The sequence below is a fragment of the Tangfeifania diversioriginum genome (assembly GCF_900141875.1).
GTDB classification, from domain to species: Bacteria; Bacteroidota; Bacteroidia; order Bacteroidales; family Prolixibacteraceae; genus Tangfeifania; species Tangfeifania diversioriginum.
Window position 1 is genome coordinate 1 of sequence record NZ_FQZE01000048.1, and the last position, 18766, is coordinate 18766.

At 42.5% G+C, this 18766-nt stretch carries 11 protein-coding genes; 9 read left to right on the top strand and 2 right to left on the bottom strand.

Going from position 1 to position 18766, the window contains the following annotated elements:
• Window positions 1-198: 198 nt before the first annotated feature.
• The 9 genes from BUC07_RS19280 to BUC07_RS19325 all read left to right on the top strand — a co-directional run bounded on the left by BUC07_RS19280 (window position 199) and on the right by BUC07_RS19325 (window position 15602).
• On the top strand, window positions 199-1158 hold the full coding sequence (locus BUC07_RS19280; RefSeq protein WP_262509509.1) for an ATP-dependent nuclease: 960 nt from the start codon (window positions 199-201) through the stop codon (window positions 1156-1158).
• Complete coding sequence (locus BUC07_RS19285) at window positions 1143-2627, top strand: AAA family ATPase (RefSeq protein ID WP_139279661.1); 1485 nt, start codon at window positions 1143-1145, stop codon at window positions 2625-2627. The genes BUC07_RS19280 and BUC07_RS19285 overlap by 16 nt, the downstream gene beginning before the upstream one ends.
• Before the next feature lie 10 nt (window positions 2628-2637).
• Complete coding sequence (locus BUC07_RS19290; RefSeq protein ID WP_073173771.1) at window positions 2638-3858, top strand: metallophosphoesterase family protein; 1221 nt, start codon at window positions 2638-2640, stop codon at window positions 3856-3858.
• A 160-nt stretch (window positions 3859-4018) separates the two neighbouring features.
• Window positions 4019-4393 carry a GxxExxY protein gene (locus tag BUC07_RS19295; RefSeq protein WP_073173773.1) on the top strand — a complete coding sequence of 125 codons (375 nt, stop codon included), beginning with the start codon at window positions 4019-4021 and terminating at the stop codon, window positions 4391-4393.
• A gap of 88 nt (window positions 4394-4481) precedes the next feature.
• Window positions 4482-7562, top strand: a complete 3081-nt coding sequence (locus tag BUC07_RS19300; protein WP_073173775.1) for an AAA family ATPase — start codon at window positions 4482-4484, stop codon at window positions 7560-7562.
• Window positions 7563-8035: 473 nt separating this feature from the next.
• Complete coding sequence (locus BUC07_RS19310; RefSeq protein WP_073173779.1) at window positions 8036-9388, top strand: PhoPQ-activated pathogenicity-related family protein; 1353 nt, start codon at window positions 8036-8038, stop codon at window positions 9386-9388.
• A gap of 83 nt (window positions 9389-9471) precedes the next feature.
• Window positions 9472-10485 (top strand): PKD domain-containing protein, encoded by a 1014-nt coding sequence (locus tag BUC07_RS19315; protein ID WP_073173781.1) that lies wholly within the window; start codon window positions 9472-9474, stop codon window positions 10483-10485.
• Between the two features lie 19 nt (window positions 10486-10504).
• Window positions 10505-13930, top strand: coding sequence for a SusC/RagA family TonB-linked outer membrane protein (locus BUC07_RS19320; RefSeq protein ID WP_083578355.1), 3426 nt, complete (start codon window positions 10505-10507; stop codon window positions 13928-13930).
• Window positions 13931-13949: 19 nt separating this feature from the next.
• The gene (locus BUC07_RS19325) at window positions 13950-15602 is read left to right on the top strand and encodes a SusD/RagB family nutrient-binding outer membrane lipoprotein (protein ID WP_073173784.1); all 1653 of its coding nucleotides are present in this window, start codon (window positions 13950-13952) and stop codon (window positions 15600-15602) included.
• Window positions 15603-15890: 288 nt separating this feature from the next.
• On the opposite strand, the gene BUC07_RS19330 is transcribed toward BUC07_RS19325, so the two are convergent.
• Both BUC07_RS19330 and BUC07_RS19335 read right to left on the bottom strand, forming a co-directional pair.
• Window positions 15891-16877 (bottom strand): alpha/beta hydrolase, encoded by a 987-nt coding sequence (locus BUC07_RS19330; protein ID WP_083578356.1) that lies wholly within the window; start codon window positions 16875-16877, stop codon window positions 15891-15893.
• A gap of 108 nt (window positions 16878-16985) precedes the next feature.
• Window positions 16986-18542: a neutral/alkaline non-lysosomal ceramidase N-terminal domain-containing protein gene (locus tag BUC07_RS19335; RefSeq protein ID WP_073173785.1), complete on the bottom strand. Its 1557-nt coding sequence runs from the start codon at window positions 18540-18542 to the stop codon at window positions 16986-16988.
• Window positions 18543-18766: the final 224 nt, after the last annotated feature.

The window sequence follows — 18766 nt, forward strand, 5'->3', positions numbered from 1 at the left end:
CGATTTTTAACTGCCGGACAGATTGATATTTAACCATGATGTGCAAACTTTTTCCCTTGAAGTTAATATTTTGTTTGCACTTTGAAGCTAAATTGCGTGACTTTTTTGTATGTAATTTATTGACAATCAATTGTTAATATTGTTTTTCAGCAAACCTTAAATATATCAGAAACTTCTACGTCAATAGATTTCAAAGATATACTTATTAAAAATAATAAAGTTAGCTTACATGATGAATCCAAAATACCATTTAGGCAGAAAGGTAAAGGCTCCAAAAGATTATTATCTATGGCAATTCAAACTTTGCTAGCTGAAAATGGTGGAATAATTTTAATCGATGAAATAGAACAAGGTCTTGAACCTGACCGTGTTCAACATATTGTCAGTACATTAAAGAAAAATGACAACATACAAACATTCATAACGACCCATTCGAGTAATGTTATTGTTGAGCTTGATGCATCAGATTTATATCTTCTAAGTAAAGAAAATGGATTCTTACGAAATGTAAGTAGGTCCTTGCAAGGTAATATAAGAAGAAATCCAGAGGCTTTATTTGCTAAAAGAATAGTTGTCTGTGAAGGCGCTACAGAGGTTGGAATTTGTAGAGCCGTAAATGATTTTTTAATCGGTGAAAATCGTATAAATGCAGCTCATAAGGGTATTCGATTTGTAGATGGAAATGGTGCTAACTTTATTAATGATTGTCTCGCTTTTAAAAAGTTAAATTTTGATGTAGTAGCATTTTGTGATTCTGACGACAAAATAATAAATCAAAAGAAAGGCAGACTTACTGAGAAAGGTATTGAAATTATTGATTGTGATAAGGGAAATTCAATTGAAAATCAGATTTTTCAAGATTTGCCATGGGGCGGAATAATAAAATTGGTTAAATATCAGGAAGAAAAACCTTCGTCTCAATCAGTCAAGGATCAAGTAGAACATTATTTAGGCACCCATTTATTAAATAATTGGATGCAACAAGATAGCAAAGAGTTAAGAAAGGCAATTGGAATTTCTTCAATAAGCGGAGAATGGTTTAAAAGAATTGATCATGGTCAATTTTTGGGCTTGGTTGTCTGTCAAAATTTAAGATTAATGGAAGGGAAGAAACTCAAATATCAAATTGAAAAATTTATTAGTTGGATAAACAGATGATTGATTACAATCAATTATATCAAAGTTTCGTCACCCATGAGAAAAGTAAATTAATAGCTCCAGCTGGTTATGGGAAGACCTATGCTATCTCTGAATCTTTAAAGTGGACAAAAGGGCATCAGTTAATACTAACTCATACTCATGCAGGAGTTGCATCAATAAAAGAAAAAATAAAAATTATAAAACCGGAATGCAAATATACTGTTGAAACGATTTCGAGTTTTGCACAAAAATATGTTGAAGCATTTTATTGTGGAATGTTACCAGATCAAGACGATGCAGGTTTTTTCCAATTCATAATTAAAAAAGCAGCAGAACTGTTCCATGTTGAAACAATCAAAACTGTTTTGAAAGTTACATATTCAGGTTTATTTGTTGATGAGTATCAGGATTGTTCTAAAACTCATCAGTTACTAATTTTTGCAATATCAAAACTAATTCCTACTCATGTTTTGGGAGATCCTTTACAAGGCATTTTCAATTTTAATAATGAGCCATTGGTGGATTTTGAAACAGATTTATATAGTTATAAAAACTTCGAGTTGCATGAGCCTTGGCGTTGGAAGAAAACTAATCCAGCTTTGGGAGAATACCTGAAAGAAATTCGATCAACATTATTAAAAGGCAAACCAGTAGATATTGGTCTATTGGATGGAATCGAAAATTGTAAATGTCTTATAATAAAAGAAAATGATATTTATGTAAATGGAAGTGATTATCGAAAATGGCTAAATCGTATTGCTTATAATAATAAATCAATTGCTGATTTAAACGATATTTTGGTACTATCTCATGAAAATAATATCTGGCAAAGAATAAAATTAAATCAAAAACTAGGGAATAGATTCCATCTTATTGAAGCCTTTGATGATAAAGATTTTTACAAATTCTCAAAAAGTTTTGATATGTTGACACAATCAGATAACCTTTATCACGATTTAATTACACTTCTAAAGGGCAGAATCGATAAAAGAGGAAAGAAACGAAGTAAGCGTGTCGGGACATTGCTATCCGGCCTAAATAATTATTTCAATAATGATTTCAAATGTCCAAATCCCAAAAGGAAGGAATTAAGTATGATTGTCAACAAAATAAAACTAATAGAATCAAATTTCGATTTTTCTTTGTTAGCTTCTATTTTAATTTCATTGAGTAAATTGGAAAATGTTCGTATTGTAAGAAATGAACTATTTTATGATTTATGTAATAGTTTTCAAAAGTCCTCAATAGAAAAGATTTCAGTTTTTGAATCTATGAAAGAAATAAGAAATGTTAAAAGGAGAGTTGGAAGAAAAATAAACGGTAAATATATTGGGACAACACTTCTTACTAAAGGATTAGAGGCTAAAACTGTAGTAATATTAGATGCGCATAAGTTTACTGACCCAAAAAATTTCTATGTAGCTATGACAAGAGCTTCAAGTAGATTAATTGTTTTCTCAGAAGAAAATATTTTAAATCCATATTAAAAAGAATCGTATGAAACTACTCCACACATCCGACTGGCACCTCGGCAAACGGCTCGATGATTTTTCGCGAATGGAAGAGCAGCAGGCGGTTTTGCAGGAAATTTGCGAAATAGCTGAACGCGAACAGGTGGATGCCGTGCTGGTGGCAGGCGATTTATTCGACACGTTTAATCCGCCCACCGAAGCAGTTGATCTGTTTTACAAAACCTTAAAACGTTTGGCCGCCGACGGAAAACGTCCGGTGATTGCCATTGCCGGCAACCACGACTCGCCCGACCGCATCGAGGCACCCGACCCGCTGGCCCGTGAGTGCGGAATTATCTTTGCCGGTTATCCCAATTCGGTAGTGGCTCCGTTTGAGTTGGATTCCGGCCTCCGGGTTTTGCAAAGCACCGAAGGTTTTCTGGAATTGCAGCTTCCGGGAGCATCTGTGCCCCTGCGGATTTTACATACGTCGTATGCCAACGAATACCGGCTGAAAACTTTTCTCGGACAGGAAAACAACGAAGAGGAGTTGCGGACTGTCCTTCAGGAGAAATGGCAAAAACTTACCGAACAATATTGCGATGAACAAGGGGTGAATATCCTGGTTTCGCATCTGTTTATGGTAAAAAAAGGCGACGAGCTGCCAGAAGAGCCGGAAGACGAAAAGCCCATCCTGCATGTGGGCGGGGCGCAGGCAATTTTTACGGAGAATGTTCCGAAGCAAATACAATACACTGCGTTGGGGCATCTGCACCGGATGCATCGTGTTGATGAAAAACCTTGTCCCGTTTTTTATGGTGGGAGTCCCTTGTCGTACAGCTTTGCCGAGGCCAATCAGAAAAAGTATGCATTAATCATTGAAGCTGAACCGGGCGAAGCGGCGAAAGTTCGGGAGGTAGAACTAACCAGAGGAAAACGTTTGCTGCGAAAACGTGCCGAAGGATTGGATGAAGCGTTACAGTGGCTGGCCGAAAATCAGGATGCGCTGGTTGAACTGACGCTGGTTACCGAAACTTTTTTAACGGCAGTGGAAAGGAGAAAATTGAATGCTGCTCACCCGGGAATTGTCGCCATTATACCAGAAGTAACCGATGCAGAAAGTCTGGTGGGGAGCCAGCAAAAGCAAATCGATCTTAACCAAAGCATGGAAAAACTTTTCCGCGACTATTTCAAACACGAAAAGGGGCAGGAGCCAAATGAAGAGTTGATGAATTTATTTAAAGAAATACTGGCAGAAGAGGATTAACCACAGATAGCACAGACTTGCACAGAAAAAAAATTAAATCTGTGTTTATCTGCGTAATCCGTGGTGAAACATAAAAGAATAACCACAGATAGCACAGATTATCACAGAGAAAAATATAAATCTGTGTTTATCTGCGTAATCTGTGGTAAAAAATATTATTATGGAAAAACTAAATCAAATTACATACGAAATTATTGGCGCTGCATATAAGGTACATTCAGAACTTGGCCCAGGATTGCTGGAATCAACCTATGAAGTTTGCCTGGAATATGAACTCTTGAAAAGAGGTCTTAAAGTTGAACGGCAGAAACCATTGCCGGTTGTTTATGATGGTATTCATTTAGAGGCCGGATACCGGATTGATTTACTTGTAGAGAACACTGTAATTGTCGAATTAAAAGCGGTTGAAGAAATCGCTCCGGTTCATCAGGCGCAGCTCATGACGTATTTGAAATTATCAGAACGTAAACTGGGATTACTCATGAACTTCAACGTAACAGATATGAAAAAAGGAATTAAACGAATAATTATGTAAGAGATTAACCACAGATAGCACAGATACACACACAGAGAAAAATTAAATCTGTGTTCATCCGTGTAATCCGTGGTGAAATAAAAAAATTATGATACCTGTACAATTAACCATAAAAGGTCTGTACTCTTACCAGGAAAAACAGACCATCGATTTTACCAAATTAACCGCCGCCAGCCTGTTCGGCATTTTCGGGACAGTGGGCAGCGGAAAATCGTCCATTTTGGAAGCCATCACTTTTGCCGTTTACGGCCGCACCGACCGCCTGAATCTTTCGGGCGACAACCGCTATTACAACATGATGAACCTGAAATCGAACGAACTGCTTATCGATTTCATTTTTGAAACGGGCAGGGAACAAACTGCCTACCGGGCGACTGTGAAAGGCAAGCGCAACAGCAAAAAATTTGAAGATGTAAAAGCACTCGATCGAACTGCATACAAAAAAGAAGGCAATGAGTGGCGCCCCATTGAAAATGAAACGCTCGAACAGGCCATTGGATTAAGTTACGACAACTTCAAACGTACCATCATCATTCCGCAGGGACAGTTTCAGGAATTTCTGCAACTGGGAAATAAAGACCGCACACAGATGATGAAAGAGCTTTTCAACCTCGGGAAGTTTGAATTTTACTACAAAGTTGCTTCGCTGGAATCCAAAAACAATGAACAAAAACAAAATATTGAAGGGCAGTTGAAACAATTGGGGGCTGTCGATCCCGAACAGGCAAATATTTTTCAGGCACAGTTAACAAAGCTGGAAGAGGAATTAAAAGAACAGAACCGGAAACTGGCTGAAAACCAGAAAGCGGAAGAACAACTTCGGAAATTGCAGGAATTAACGCAGAAGAAAGCCGAAGCAGAAAAAGAACGAAAAAAGCTTCAGGAACAGGAGCCTGAATTTCAGGCACTCGAAAAAAAAATAACCCGGTACGAGCAGTGTGTGTACCGATTTAAACACCTGCTGGACTCGCTGAATGAAAACCGGAAAAAACAAGAAGAACGCGAAAAGCAAATTCGCACTGACAGCGAAAAATTGAAAGCTGAAGAAGTTGAAATTGAACAGCTCGAAAAGCTGCTCGAAAAGCTAAAACCGGCCTATGAAAAACGGGAAACCTTGAAGCAAAAAGCGGAAGAATTGTCGCGCCTGGTGCAGATGAAAAAATTGAAAGAAACGATTGCCAATGAAGAAAGTCGTTTAAAAAAAGGTGAAGAAATATTGAATACTACACTTCATCAGCACGAAAAACTGAAAACAGAAAAACAACAACTCGAAGCGAAGATAAAAGCAGCGCGTGGCAAAATTCCGGATTTGGAATTGTTGTCCACAATCAGGGCCTGGTACATCGAAAAACATAATCTAAACAAACAGCTTCCTGAAATCGAAAAGGAAATTGAAAAATATGTTCAACAAGAAAAAGAAATCAGGGAAGAAGTGTCCCAAATTTTAACCGAACCGGTTTTTAAAGATCTCGCGCAAGAAGCAGACTATAAAACCTGCATTCAGCATCTTAAAGCTGAAACGTTAAAAATTAAGGATAAACAAAAGGAACTGAACGAACAGCAAAACCATTTCCGCGTTAAAGCACAGTTAAAAAGCTATGCCGAAGAATTGGAAGAGGGGAAACCATGCCCGCTTTGTGGTTCAGTACATCACCCCGAGCTTTTTAAAGCGGAAGATAATAACAATGCACTGGCCGAACTGACTGCAAAACAGCAGAATTTTGAGCAGCAACTGGAACAAATATCGGAGTTGGGCAACCGGTTGAATTTTCTCGAAAACCAGATGCGAACGGTTCTGCAAAATCACAAAGAATCCAATGAAAGGAAAAAGGAACAACTGCAACAAATCAGTGCTCATGCCCAAAAGTTTATTTGGGAAAAATACCGGGAAGAAGAGGAGTTGAATGGAGCGTTCAGGGAGGCCAAACGTATCCAGGGTGAATTAAAAGAACACGAGAAGTCTCTGGAGAGCACAACCAAAAAACTCACACTTGAAGAAAAGAATAAGGAACGTTATCAGGCAGAGCTGGAAAAAATAGATAAGTCGCTTACGGTGCATCAAACTGAGCAGAAAACTATAGTTGGTCAACTTTTGCTGATTCAGCCGGAAAACTACATCCAAATACCGGTTGAACAGATTGAAAAAGAGAAAAAGGATTTGTTGAATGAATACAGCCGGATTGAAAAAGAGGTTACTGAAAAAACTACATCTTTGCAGGAACGAAACAAACAAAAAGATATCCTGAGCGGAAGTCTGAAAACAAATCGTACAGAACTGGAAAAAGATCAGGAAACCACTGAAACCCTTAAAAAACGAGTGGATGAACAATTGGCGGAATCTTCTTTTCAGTCTGTTGACGAGGTGGTTCAAATTCTTTCAGAACCGTTGGATACGGATGCCGAAAAACAAAAAGTCGCTCAGTTTAATAAACAACTTGATAGCATTAAATCATCATTGGAACAGTTTCAAAACGAAATAGGCGAACGGGTGTATGATGCTGACTCCCACAAAAAACTCATTGATGGAATTTCTTTGCTGAAAGAACAGATTACGCAAAAAAATCAGGAGCAGGGAAAGACGGCGGAGATGCTAAAAAAGCTTCAGAAAGATCTGGAAAACCAGGCGGCACTTCGGAAAGAACTCGAACTACTGGAAGTTAGGGCAGAAAACATTAAAACCATGAAATTGCTTTTTAAGGCCAGTGGGTTTGTAAATTACATTTCATCGGTTTACCTGCAGAATTTATGCAATGCGGCCAATGATCGTTTCTTCCAGTTGACACGCCAAAAGCTGAGCCTCGAAATTACCCCCGACAACAATTTTCAGGTGCGCGATTTTATGAACGGCGGCAAAATCAGAAGTGTCAAAACTTTATCAGGCGGGCAAACTTTTCAGGCGGCGTTGTCGCTTGCCCTGGCACTGGCCGACAATATCCAAAAAATTACCGAATCAAACCAGAACTTTTTCTTTTTGGATGAAGGATTTGGCTCGCTCGACAAGGAATCGCTGAATATTGTTTTTGATACATTAAAATCATTGCGAAAAGAGAACCGAATTGTAGGAGTTATTTCCCACGTGGAGGAAATGCAGCAGGAAATCGATGTGCATTTGCGGATTGAAAATCAGGCAGAAAAAGGGAGTGTGATTCATTCGAGTTGGACGGAATAGTATTGCAGGATTAAGAATAGACTACCTCTATTTTACATGCCCGTTTCCCACTATTTGAAAATCCCTTAAAGTTGACTTTTATAACCTGCTTTCTATTCAAGCAGTAAGCCGGAAAGTCTGCAACAAAATCAGACGGGCACCTATCCAAAAATGACTTATAAATTATCGGAAAATTCGAACCAGAGGGAAATGCTTTTCCATTTTTTTGAGAAATTGATGTACAATAAGATAATGGTTAATTGGAAAGCGAAAAATTGCTCATTCTTATTGTTAAAATTCTATAAGAAAAAACTAATTTTTAACAAGCAATACATCCTCTATCTACCTAAATTTGAGTAATTACAAATTGGTATAACGTTTATTTCAATTTTTACAAATAACCTATTTGCAAAGTGCTACGTACTCCAATGAAAAGATAAATTTTTTTTACTGTCATTCAAAAGCACCAATAATAAAAATTAAAACACTAACTTATGAACAAAACATTTGTATTTTATGTCCCTTCGCTCTTTGCTATTCTACTATTGTTTTCTTGCCAACCCCATAAAGAAATTACTCCGGAAAATGCCCTGGAATCTTATCTTAACAATAACGACAACTCTTTTGCATGGGAACTTTACGATTCGCATGAAATAAGCAGTTTAAAACTTCACAACCTGCTGGTCACATCTCAAAAATGGCAGAATTACACCTGGCGGCATCAGGTTGCAGTTATTGTTCCGGAAGAAATTAAATACGACGGAGCTTTGCTGTTTATTACCGGTGGAAGCAACACCGACCAAATGCCCAACTGGAAAAAACCCGACGACAGTACCATTCAGATGATGGAACTGATTGCACAAAAAAACAAGGCGGTGGTGGCCGTGGTTTTTAATGTTCCCAATCAGCCGCTTTTTGGCAATTTAACCGAAGATGAAATTATTTCTTTAACACTTCACAATTACAGAAACGACAAAGACTTTACCTGGCCACTGCTGTTTCCTATGGTGAAAAGCGCCCAACGTGCCATGGATGCAGTGCAGGAATTTTCGCAGGAAACATTAAACCACAAAATCAACCGATTCCTGGTGTCAGGTGCTTCCAAACGCGGGTGGACCACATGGCTCACCGGGGCAAGCGACCCGCGGGTAGAAGCAATAGCCCCCATGGTTATTGACATGCTGAATATGCCCAAAAGCATTAGCTACCATGTGGAAGCATGGGGCGATTACAGCATTCAAATCCAGGATTACGTGGAACTGGGCATTGCGCAGGACGTAAACACCCCCGATGGAGAGGAAATTGTTACCATGGTCGATCCGTTTTCCTACCGCAAAAAACTCACCATGCCAAAACTCATTTTCAACGGAACCAACGACGAATACTGGCCTGCCGATGCCATTAAACATTACATTAACGAAATTCCCGGAGAAAACTACCTGCATTATGTTCCCAACGCCGGCCATGGGTTGGGCGATAAAAAGCAGGCTATTCAAGCGCTAAGTTCCTTTTTTGCCGAAACTCTTCAAAATAAAGAATATCCTGAATGTTCATGGAGTATCGAAGAAATCCAACAGGACATCGTTGTAACAATTGATGCCTCAAAACAAGAGCTGACCGGTATTCTATTGTGGACCAGTGATTCAGATGACCGCGACTTCAGGGACAATAAATTCGTAAGCAAGACCATTGACACTGAACCATCAGAGCAAGTTTCAATTCAGGTGAATTATCCGGATTCCGGATTTCGGGCTTTTTACATCGATTTGCTTTATCCTGATCCGAACGGAGAAGTATATTCAAAAAGTACCCGGATGTTCGTAGCTGACACTGATGAAGTACTATAACTATTCGGCAACCTAAATTTGATTTGTCGTATCAAACTAAATATCATAAATTTCATTAACAGTCAATTCTAATCAATAAATCTATGAAACGGAAACTTTTTTATTTAGGATCAGTTTTTTTGGGCATGCTGTTATTCATTCTTTTATCATGCACAGAAGAAGAAAACCGCCCTACATTTCCGCTTTCCGCAGAAATTTTTCACAGTGTGGCCAAGAAACAGGTAGCCTTTACCGCGCTTACCCATAGTGCTGTAAGCTGGAACTGGGATTTTGGCGACGGGAACACCAGCACCGAAAAAAATCCGGTACATGTTTACGAAGAAGGGGGCTACTATGTGGCAACCCTAACGGCCAGTGACGATGCAGGAAATTCGGTAACTAAAGAAGTGAAATTGGCCATTGAACTCACACCTTATGCATTATTGACCGGTGAGCATACCGCTGATGATTATGACGGAAAAACCTGGAAACTCGCTTCAGCCCACTCGATTAACGACAAACTGGTAAACTCCGATGCCTCTTTTTCTTTAATGGATGAAGACATCGAATATTTACCAACCGGGGCGTTCGATTTGTACCTGGGGCTACCGGAAGCCTACAACGATGAGTTTACTTTTTATAATGACGGAAGTTACAGGCAAAACACAACCGATGGCTCTTCATTTGGTGGAATTGTGTATGCTTCGGTTTTGCAGCAACTTGGACTAACCTCCATAACCAAAACAGGAGGAGAAGCTGTTTTCGGCGCCGACGCGTTTGCATTGACCACCTTCACTCCTGATGATAATGCTACCTTCGTATTCACTGAAAACGAAGATTTTTCAATTCCCACTATTCCCGACTTTGCAACCGGAATACAGCCACCGGAAATTCCAATCGTTACTTACCCTGATGTTATGACCATCGATTTTTCGGGGTCAACAGCATTTGTCGGGGTCAGAGATTTTCACAGAAAAGTGATTGTTCAGGAAATTACCGACAGTTCAATGCGTTTGGTCATGTTTTTAACCATGAGTCCTGATGCCATTGTTAGTCAGGATCCATTGATTGCTTTGAGTACAACAGCAATGATCCTCACCTTTAACGTTGTAAATTAAACTAATCAAAATAATCGATATGAAACTATCATTTTCAACAATAATAAATACGAAATATCTGTTTTGCTCCATCTTATCAATCTTCATGCTTGTTTTAAACGGAAAAGTTGTGGCAGGTCCGGATACCAATTCAAACCCGGCAGACCAGGGAACTATCAGGGTAACAGGAACGGTTACTTCGGCAGTCGATGGAACTCCGTTACCCGGGCTCAGCATTATTGTTCAGGGGACTTCAGTAGGAACAATTACCAATACAGATGGAAATTACACCATAAATGCACCGGAAGACGGGATATTGGTTTTTTCTTTTGTAGGATTCAGAACACAGGAAGTTCCAGTGGAAGGCCGAAACGTAATAAATGTTTCTATGGAAGAAAGCATTGAAGCCCTGGAAGAAGTTGTTGTTACAGCTCTGGGAATTAAACGTGAAGAAAAATCGCTTGGTTTTTCTGTGGGAAAAGTTTCAGGCGAGGAACTGACACGTGTTGCCCAGGAAAACATATTGAACTCCATGGCCGGAAAGGTTGCGGGTGTTACAATTAGCTCAACCGGAGGTGCAGGCTCAACCGTAAATATGGTCATCAGGGGAGCAACCTCCATGAGTACCGATAACCAGCCACTGTTTGTGGTAGATGGCGTACCTATGACTAATACTGTGAACAACGTGGGTGGATTTGGTTCCGATAACCGTGTTGACTACGGGAATTCCATTGCCGACCTCGATCCGGAGAGCATCCAGGATGTATCCATTCTGAAAGGACCGAGTGCCGCTGCCCTTTACGGAACCCGTGCAGGAAACGGAGTTGTTCTGATAACAACAAAAAAGCCCACCGAAAAAGGAATGAAAGTAACCGTTACATCGAATAGTGTCTGGGATTTTCCGGTGCGGTACTTAAATGTACATACCCAGTTTGCTTCCGGATTTTTCTCCTATAGACCTGAAAATTTTGGAGGAGGGATTCTGCCTGAAATAAGCCCCACCGAAGCCTTTGGCGCAGGCCCTGAAAATGACAAAGGTTACTGGGCCGTTCAATGGCATTCTCCTGTAGATGCAAACGGAGTCAGGGTGCCGATTGAAGTGGTTTCGTACCCCAATAATTTTAAAAATTTCATCAACGACTATTCGTTTACAACAACCAACGGTGCCTCGGTTTCCAGCAGTTCGGAAATATTGAACTACAGACTTGGGGTTACCAATATGACGCACAACGGGTTGATTCCAAATTCAGATTTAAATAAAAACAGTGTTTCCCTTTCGGCTTCATCAAAACCTCGCAAGAACCTGACGATTAGCACAGACATAAATTTTACAAACAGTTGGGCTGACAACCGGCCCGCGTCCAACCGGGGAACAAACCCACTTGAATGGGCTTATAAACATCCTTCAAATATCGATATCAGGGATTTAAAAGATTATGGTTCGGGAAACGACATCAAGCGGGTTTCAGGAGGGCACGAAAACCCCTATTTCCTGGCTCACGGAGTTAACAATAGTTTCGACAGGTATCGGGTGTACGGAAATTTAATGGCTACCTGGGAAATCACACCGGAATTCAGTTTAATGGGAAGAATGACCCTGAACAAATCAGACGAGGTAAGGGAAACCAAAATAGCTCCCGGCTACACTGATGAACCCAACAACGGGGCTTATGGGATTGTAACCGGGAATAACCTGGAACGAAATATGGATGTTTTGGCTACCTGGGAAAAACAGTATAATAATTTTTCAGTGACGGCCTCTGCCGGCGGAAATTTACTTTACTCCAAATCATCCAGTGTCAGCAACTCTTCAAAATCCGGATCCGGATTAACCGTTCCCAACTTGTTCACCGTAAACAACATAAGCTCGGGTGCATTGAATTACAGCAATTACAGGAGCCAGAAAGCCATTAACAGCATCTACGCAATTGCGAACCTGGGATGGGCAGACATTATTTATCTTGACCTCACAGCACGCAACGACTGGTCGAGCACGCTCCCGGCCGAAAACCGATCCTACTTTTACCCATCTGCCTCTTTGAGCATCATGCTGGATCAGATTTTTAATATGGGAAATCAGGTTGAAATGTTTAAAATCAGAGGAGGCGCTGCACAGGTTGGTAATGACACTTCACCGTACCGGTTATATCCCACTTATCAGGATGCAGGCCAGTGGGGAGAAGCTATCCGGATGGCCAAGCAAAGCGGGCTGCTCAGCCCGAACCTGTTGCCGGAAGAAGCAACTTCCTATGAAATAGGCACCGACATCCGGCTGTTTTCCAACAGACTACGCCTTGACGGAACTTATTACAAAGTTGACAACAGAAATCAAATTCTGGGTGTTCCGTTAGCTGCATCTACCGGTTTTAGCGGCGTGCAAATAAATGCCGGGTTGTTGCAAAGTAAAGGAATCGAACTTCTGTTAGGGATAACACCAGTTAAAACAGCCAACTGGAACTGGGATTTGAACTTCAATTTCACCAAAAACAAAACCGTTATTCTTGAACTGGCAGAGGAAGTGGAATTCGTGGAATTCTGGGATGAAGCAAGGGTACGCAGCATAGGTTATGTAAAAAATGAAGCCGAAGGTCATGACGGTCTCTTGGGAAATTTATATTCACGTAAAGTGATGCGGGTAACAGATAAAAATTCTGATTATTATGGCTACCCTATACTCGGAAGCGGACTGGATGCTGAGTGGCAGGGTGAAGAGGAGTATTCTTTGGTGGGCAACTATAACCCTGATTTTATTATGGGCTTGCAGTCATCGCTTTCATATAAAAACTTTACATTGAACATGACTTTTGACTGGCGCTCAGGAGGACAATACGTTTCGCAGTCTTTCCGGTACCTCTCTGAAGATTCCATGTCGGAAGCCTGGCTCAACGGGTTAGTTCATCCCGGTGATTTGGGAGGAGCTCCCTCGCAGGCACTACGCGACTGGGTAATTGCAAACGAGGACAGGTTACTGCTTGGCGACGACCTGAGGCCTGTTGGTGGCCCTACTCCCGAATTTGGCGGTTTCCCGGAAAGCTTCAGTGGCGTTACCGTTTACGACGGAACTTTTGCTCCCGGGGTGATAGGACACCACGATGAAAACGGCAATTTCATCCTCGAACAGGAAAACCTGGGCGCTGAAGGAACAATTTTCCTTCCCTATGTGGTGAGCTATCCCTGGGACATTGGAGAAGCCAACCTTTTTGATGCTGACTATGTAAAACTGCGCGAGGTATCATTAAATTACAGATTGCCTGCAAGAATATCTCAGAAATTTGGGTTGCAGGATGTCAATTTCGCGCTGTACAGCCGCAATATCCTTCTTTGGACCAAAGATGCCGGAATTGGAGTGGATCCGGAAAGGGCATACCAGGCAGAAGGAAACGGTAAGTTTAAACAGGGAGTTGAAAGATATAATGCCGAACCCTGGGTTGTTCCCATCGGTTTTAAAATGAACTTTTCTTTTTAACCATTAAAACAGTATCACCATGTATCAATTTAAAAACAACATAAAAATTGCATTCACCATAGTCTTGGCATTTTTCATTTCATGTCAGGATCTCGATGAACTAAATATCAATCCAAACGGCGTTGATCCTACTATTGCAGATTTGAACCTGTTGATGCCGACTATTATTACCGGCATCGGGCAGCAGGTTGTAAATCTGGGAGTGGGTGATATTGCCGGAGTGATGCAACACACCCAAAAAGACGGTTGGTCAGGCGGCCATAACGATTACGACTGGGATATTGACAGCAAAAGCTGGTCGGGGTACTACGGAATTCTCAGAAATATTGACGAATTCCATAAAAAAGCCATTGAGGGCGAATACGCATTTCATGAAGGCGTAGCTTTGATCATGAAAGCCTATACATTCGGAATTATAACCGACCTCTGGGGAGATGCCCCCTACTCCGGGGCGCTGAAAGCTGAGGAAGGTTCGGAATTTTTCAAACCGAAATACGATGCGCAACGGGATATTTACCTCGGTATTCTGGCTGACCTGGAAAGCGCCAACACCTTGCTTTCGCAAAGCAGCGACTCTTATTCAAATATAAACTCCTCCCAGGATTTATTATACTCCGGAGATGTAACCAAATGGCGAAAGCTGGCCAATTCACTGGCACTCCGCTATTACATGCGGCTTTCGGAAAAGGAAGAAGGAATCGCGCAGGAAGGCATCAGCAAAATAGCATCAGATCCCGGAACTTACCCGGTTATCACAAATGCATCCGAAGACGCAACTGTGGGTTACATTGGGGCATCGCCCTCCGATTCGTGGCCAACCAACACCGTTTACGATACCGATCCCCGCGGGTCGTACTTCCGCGTAAAAATGTGTGCAACACTGGTAGAGGCCATGCAGGAACTGAATGACCCGCGCCTGGGCGTTTATGCCAATAAAATTGAAATCCCGCTTCAAAAAGTGGAGGGTGAAAACATCGACCGGATTGAGGACGGCATCCGGCAGATTTCACAGGATATTATTGATGACTACACCGAATCCTGGGGCGTTGGCTTAGATTTCGACCCGGAATATGTGGGGATTCCGCCATCGATTTATGCGGCCCCGCAATACAATTTAAATCCCAACCTCGATCAGGCGGTTTACAATCCACACTGTTCGCAGTTGAACGACATGTATAAACAAACCAGCGGCGATTTGCTATTGATGCGGCTCATGTCTGCAGCTGAAGTTCATTTAATTCTTGCCGAAGCGGCTTTGTACGGCTGGGCTCCGGGAAATCCGGAAGAACATTACGCGGCCGGTATTCGGCAATCGTTTAATGCCTGGGGAGTTGAAGCTGATTTTGCAGATTATATTGGTGGAGCTCCTTACTCAGGACTGGAAAGCATCATCGAACAAAAATGGATTGCAAGCTGGACAGCCGCTGCCGAATCGTGGTTCGACTGGCGCAGGACCGGTTTACCGGAACTACAAACCGGGGAATCGGCCAGAAGAGAGGCGCTCCCGCTTCGATTCTATTACCACTATGCTGATGAAATATCGAAAAACACAGCGAACGCCGAAGAGGCTATATCCCGGCTGGAACCCACCCAGTTTAAAGGCAGCGACCCGAGCAATAACAGCGCCTGGTCGAAAATGTGGGTTCTACAGGGAACCGGAAAACCGTATTAATCCGGTAATATAAAAAAGAGGCAGGCAATAAAAACAGGTTGCCTGCCTCTTTTTTTATGAAACATGAAAACCGACTAACCATTCCTGTTTGGCCACGCTAACGATGCCCTGGGGCCTTCATGACAAAAGAAGGTTATAACAATTTCAATTGGAAAAGGCACATAAGCCGCATCTATCTCCGAGAAATTACCAGTGACTGATTGGTAGAAGAAGCGCTGAAAATGATTGAGGAAAATCCAGGCTGCAGATAATTATCCCAAGGCATGATAAGCAAATTGGGGTGAACAATTAAATCAGATACTCCTCAAAAAATGCCTCCATCTTTTTTTGCGAAAAATCGTTCACCCGTTTGGCGATGTCCATAGCATGTGGCCAAAGTGGGACGCGGTAATATTCGCAGGGAACGTCCAGCGCATCAAGCCGGGATTTCAGTGTATCGGACTGGCTGACGGGTACCAGCGTATCGGAAGTTCCGTGCAAAATGAGGGTAGGCGAACAGGAACTGCTCAGGTAGGTAATGGGTGAAGCTTGCTGGTACAGTTCCGGTTTTTCGTTATACGAATAGCCGATAAAAGCATTCACCAGCCGCTGGTTCCGGGAATATTTCGTGGTTAAATCCACCGGCCCGTAAATATCTACCACTGCTTTAATGCGGCGAGCCGTGGTTACACTGCTGTTTTGAGACACCGAACTTCCCCAGCCGTAACCCGCCAGCATAGCCAGGTGTGCCCCGGCAGAGCCTCCAACCAGGGCAATACGATCGGGGTCGTAACCATAATTTTCGCCGTTTTCGAACAGCCACTTCACGGCATCGGTCACATCTTCCACTGCCGCCGGATAAATGCTGTCGCGCAACAGGCGGTATGAAATGGTTGCCGTGATGTACCCCTTTTGGGCAAAACGGGTCAGGTAAACCAGGTAATCAGAGCGTTTGCCGCTTTTCCAGCTGCCTCCGTGAATAAACACCAGCAAAGGCAACGGTTCGCTGGTATTTTTAGGCCGGTAAAAATCCATTTGCAGCGATTTCCCGTTCATATTTTTGTATTCCACATCTTTTATCTCCTCTACGGTTTCCGGGATTTCAGGCTCCAAATCGGCCAGTTTTTCCAATCCGATGCCTACAGCGAGATAAGCCAGCGATTCAAAATGATAGCCCACCGGAGGTCTTTCAGGAAATAAAAATCCAAGAGTCTGCGGCGTGACCATCAGCAGGAAAAAAAGCAGAAAAGTCAGCAACAAGCCTTTCAGAATGGGTTTGAAATTTTTTGGTTTCATCTGTTTTATTCTTAGTATCTGATTTTTTTCAAAAAACCTGTTTACTACAGTCCTCCCTTACTGTTGCGCCTGCAAACTGAGACTGTAAACTGAGACTGCGACTGCTTCCTACTCCCCCAACTCTTTCAGCATCTCCAATAAATTCCGGTGCAAAACCGGAGCAGTTTCCGGTCCCAGGGAATTTTCCTCTCCGTAAGGCGAATTATCCCTTCCGTAGGTGAACGGCGCCTTTACATCCCACTGACTTTTGGGAAGGATGTAGCCAATCTCATCGTTTGCCAGTCCGATGGCAAACTTGTACTTGCCCGGCATTTTTTCGCGGACAGCCGGAACTTCAACCGGTTCAATTCCAAAATCGTTTCCCTCGGGCGCCTCCACGCCGCCGTTGATGATTTCAGGATATATTTCACCGGGAATAGCGACAAATGAAAGCGGCCCGATTGTAAAAACCGCCAATTCGGTGCGCATTTTCATCCAGCCGGAAGTTCCGCGGTCGAGAACCCCAATGGCGGTGGCCAGTTTAAACAGGGTATTTTTTATGGGGAGTTTCAGCGTCCGCACCACCAGCGAAATACCGGCAGAATCAACAATCCCGGCCGGATTCTCCATGGCATCCAGCGCCAGCAACGAAAGCCGGTTTCCTTCTGCCGCTGCTTTTTCAAACGACGGCTCCTTTAACTCCTCGCCGGTAAACGGATCTTTTACGGCAAGCGACGGGTGGGTACACATCAGTCCGCCAACCGCACCGTTCATATAAACAGCAACTCCGCCCACACCCTGCTTCATCAGACTGTCACCATAAAATACGCCCTTCTCCACCCCTTCCCTGAAAAAGTGGGGAAAGTCGGATGAAACCAGCAAATTCCTGCTCCACAATGTTTCGGGATGATTGCCCCACGCAAGTAAACTTCCCAGTGTGTTGCCGTTTTGTTTGTCAACTGCTTTAATTATCCGCAGCCCTGAATCAAAAACTTCGGGCTGGCGTGTATCTTTTACAAGCGGAATGGCTCCTGTCGGGTCTTCCGAGATTTCGAGACGCACAGGCCGCAGATTTTTCACCGCCGTCTCCACGGAGCGAACAATTTGTTCCTTGACAAATTTCATGTACTCTCTGTTTACACCGCTTTTGAAAGGCGATTTTCCCCAGATCCCCATTAAATCAGGTCCCTCATGGGTGTGGGTCGATGCAATAATGGTGTAGGTCAGTCCCAGCTCTTCCGGCAACATTTTGCGCACATCCACCACATCGTCGTGCATAAACCCGATGGCATCGAGAATTACGATAGCCAGACGTGTTTTCCCGTCGTCAATAATCATGGTGCGCGCCCAGGTATCGTCGTGTACGCCGTTGGCCGGTTTGTTGTTGCTGAAGCCGGCAATCCACACCGGATCGAACTTCCCGTTTCCGTTACCATCGGTAAAGGTGTCTCCGTCCTTCGGATTGAATTTGCCATCGCCATTCTTATCTTCCCAGCGATCGGGAACCTCGGGCGTGATGGGCACCGCGGCAAATCCGGATTTTAGTTCCGTGGGAGAGTTGTTCAGAATTTTCAAATCAGCGCTGTATCCGGGATGCCGATCTTTCATGTTGGAAAAGCACCAGAACGAAATACTGACCAACGCCAGAAGGAGGAGGATTCCGAATATTTTGAAGAATTTTTTCATACAATCAAATGTTTCCGGTTAAAACCTGTATTAACGGCTAAAGCCTGTTTTCCTTTTTCGCTTTCTACAATCACCGGGCTGAAGCCGCGGTGTAAAATATCAATATTCGGCATTGTTAATTTAGTATAGTTTTTTTTGTATATTTGGATAATTATTAACCTATTATTAATCAATATGAATAGTTGTCCAAAATGTAAAAGCCAGAATTTTCGTAAAGATGGTAT

Excerpts from the sequence above, each read along its gene's own strand:
- BUC07_RS19310 (WP_073173779.1), top strand. The coding sequence starts at position 8,036 with ATGAACAAAACATTTGTATTTTATGTCCCTTCGCTCTTTGCTATTCTA.
- BUC07_RS19320 (WP_083578355.1), top strand. The coding sequence starts at position 10,505 with ATGAAACTATCATTTTCAACAATAATAAATACGAAATATCTGTTTTGC.
- BUC07_RS19330 (WP_083578356.1), bottom strand. The coding sequence starts at position 16,877 with ATGAAACCAAAAAATTTCAAACCCATTCTGAAAGGCTTGTTGCTGACT.
- BUC07_RS19295 (WP_073173773.1), top strand. The coding sequence starts at position 4,019 with ATGGAAAAACTAAATCAAATTACATACGAAATTATTGGCGCTGCATAT.
- BUC07_RS19325 (WP_073173784.1), top strand. The coding sequence starts at position 13,950 with ATGTATCAATTTAAAAACAACATAAAAATTGCATTCACCATAGTCTTG.
- BUC07_RS19315 (WP_073173781.1), top strand. The coding sequence starts at position 9,472 with ATGAAACGGAAACTTTTTTATTTAGGATCAGTTTTTTTGGGCATGCTG.
- BUC07_RS19335 (WP_073173785.1), bottom strand. The coding sequence starts at position 18,542 with ATGAAAAAATTCTTCAAAATATTCGGAATCCTCCTCCTTCTGGCGTTG.
- BUC07_RS19290 (WP_073173771.1), top strand. The coding sequence starts at position 2,638 with ATGAAACTACTCCACACATCCGACTGGCACCTCGGCAAACGGCTCGAT.
- BUC07_RS19300 (WP_073173775.1), top strand. The coding sequence starts at position 4,482 with ATGATACCTGTACAATTAACCATAAAAGGTCTGTACTCTTACCAGGAA.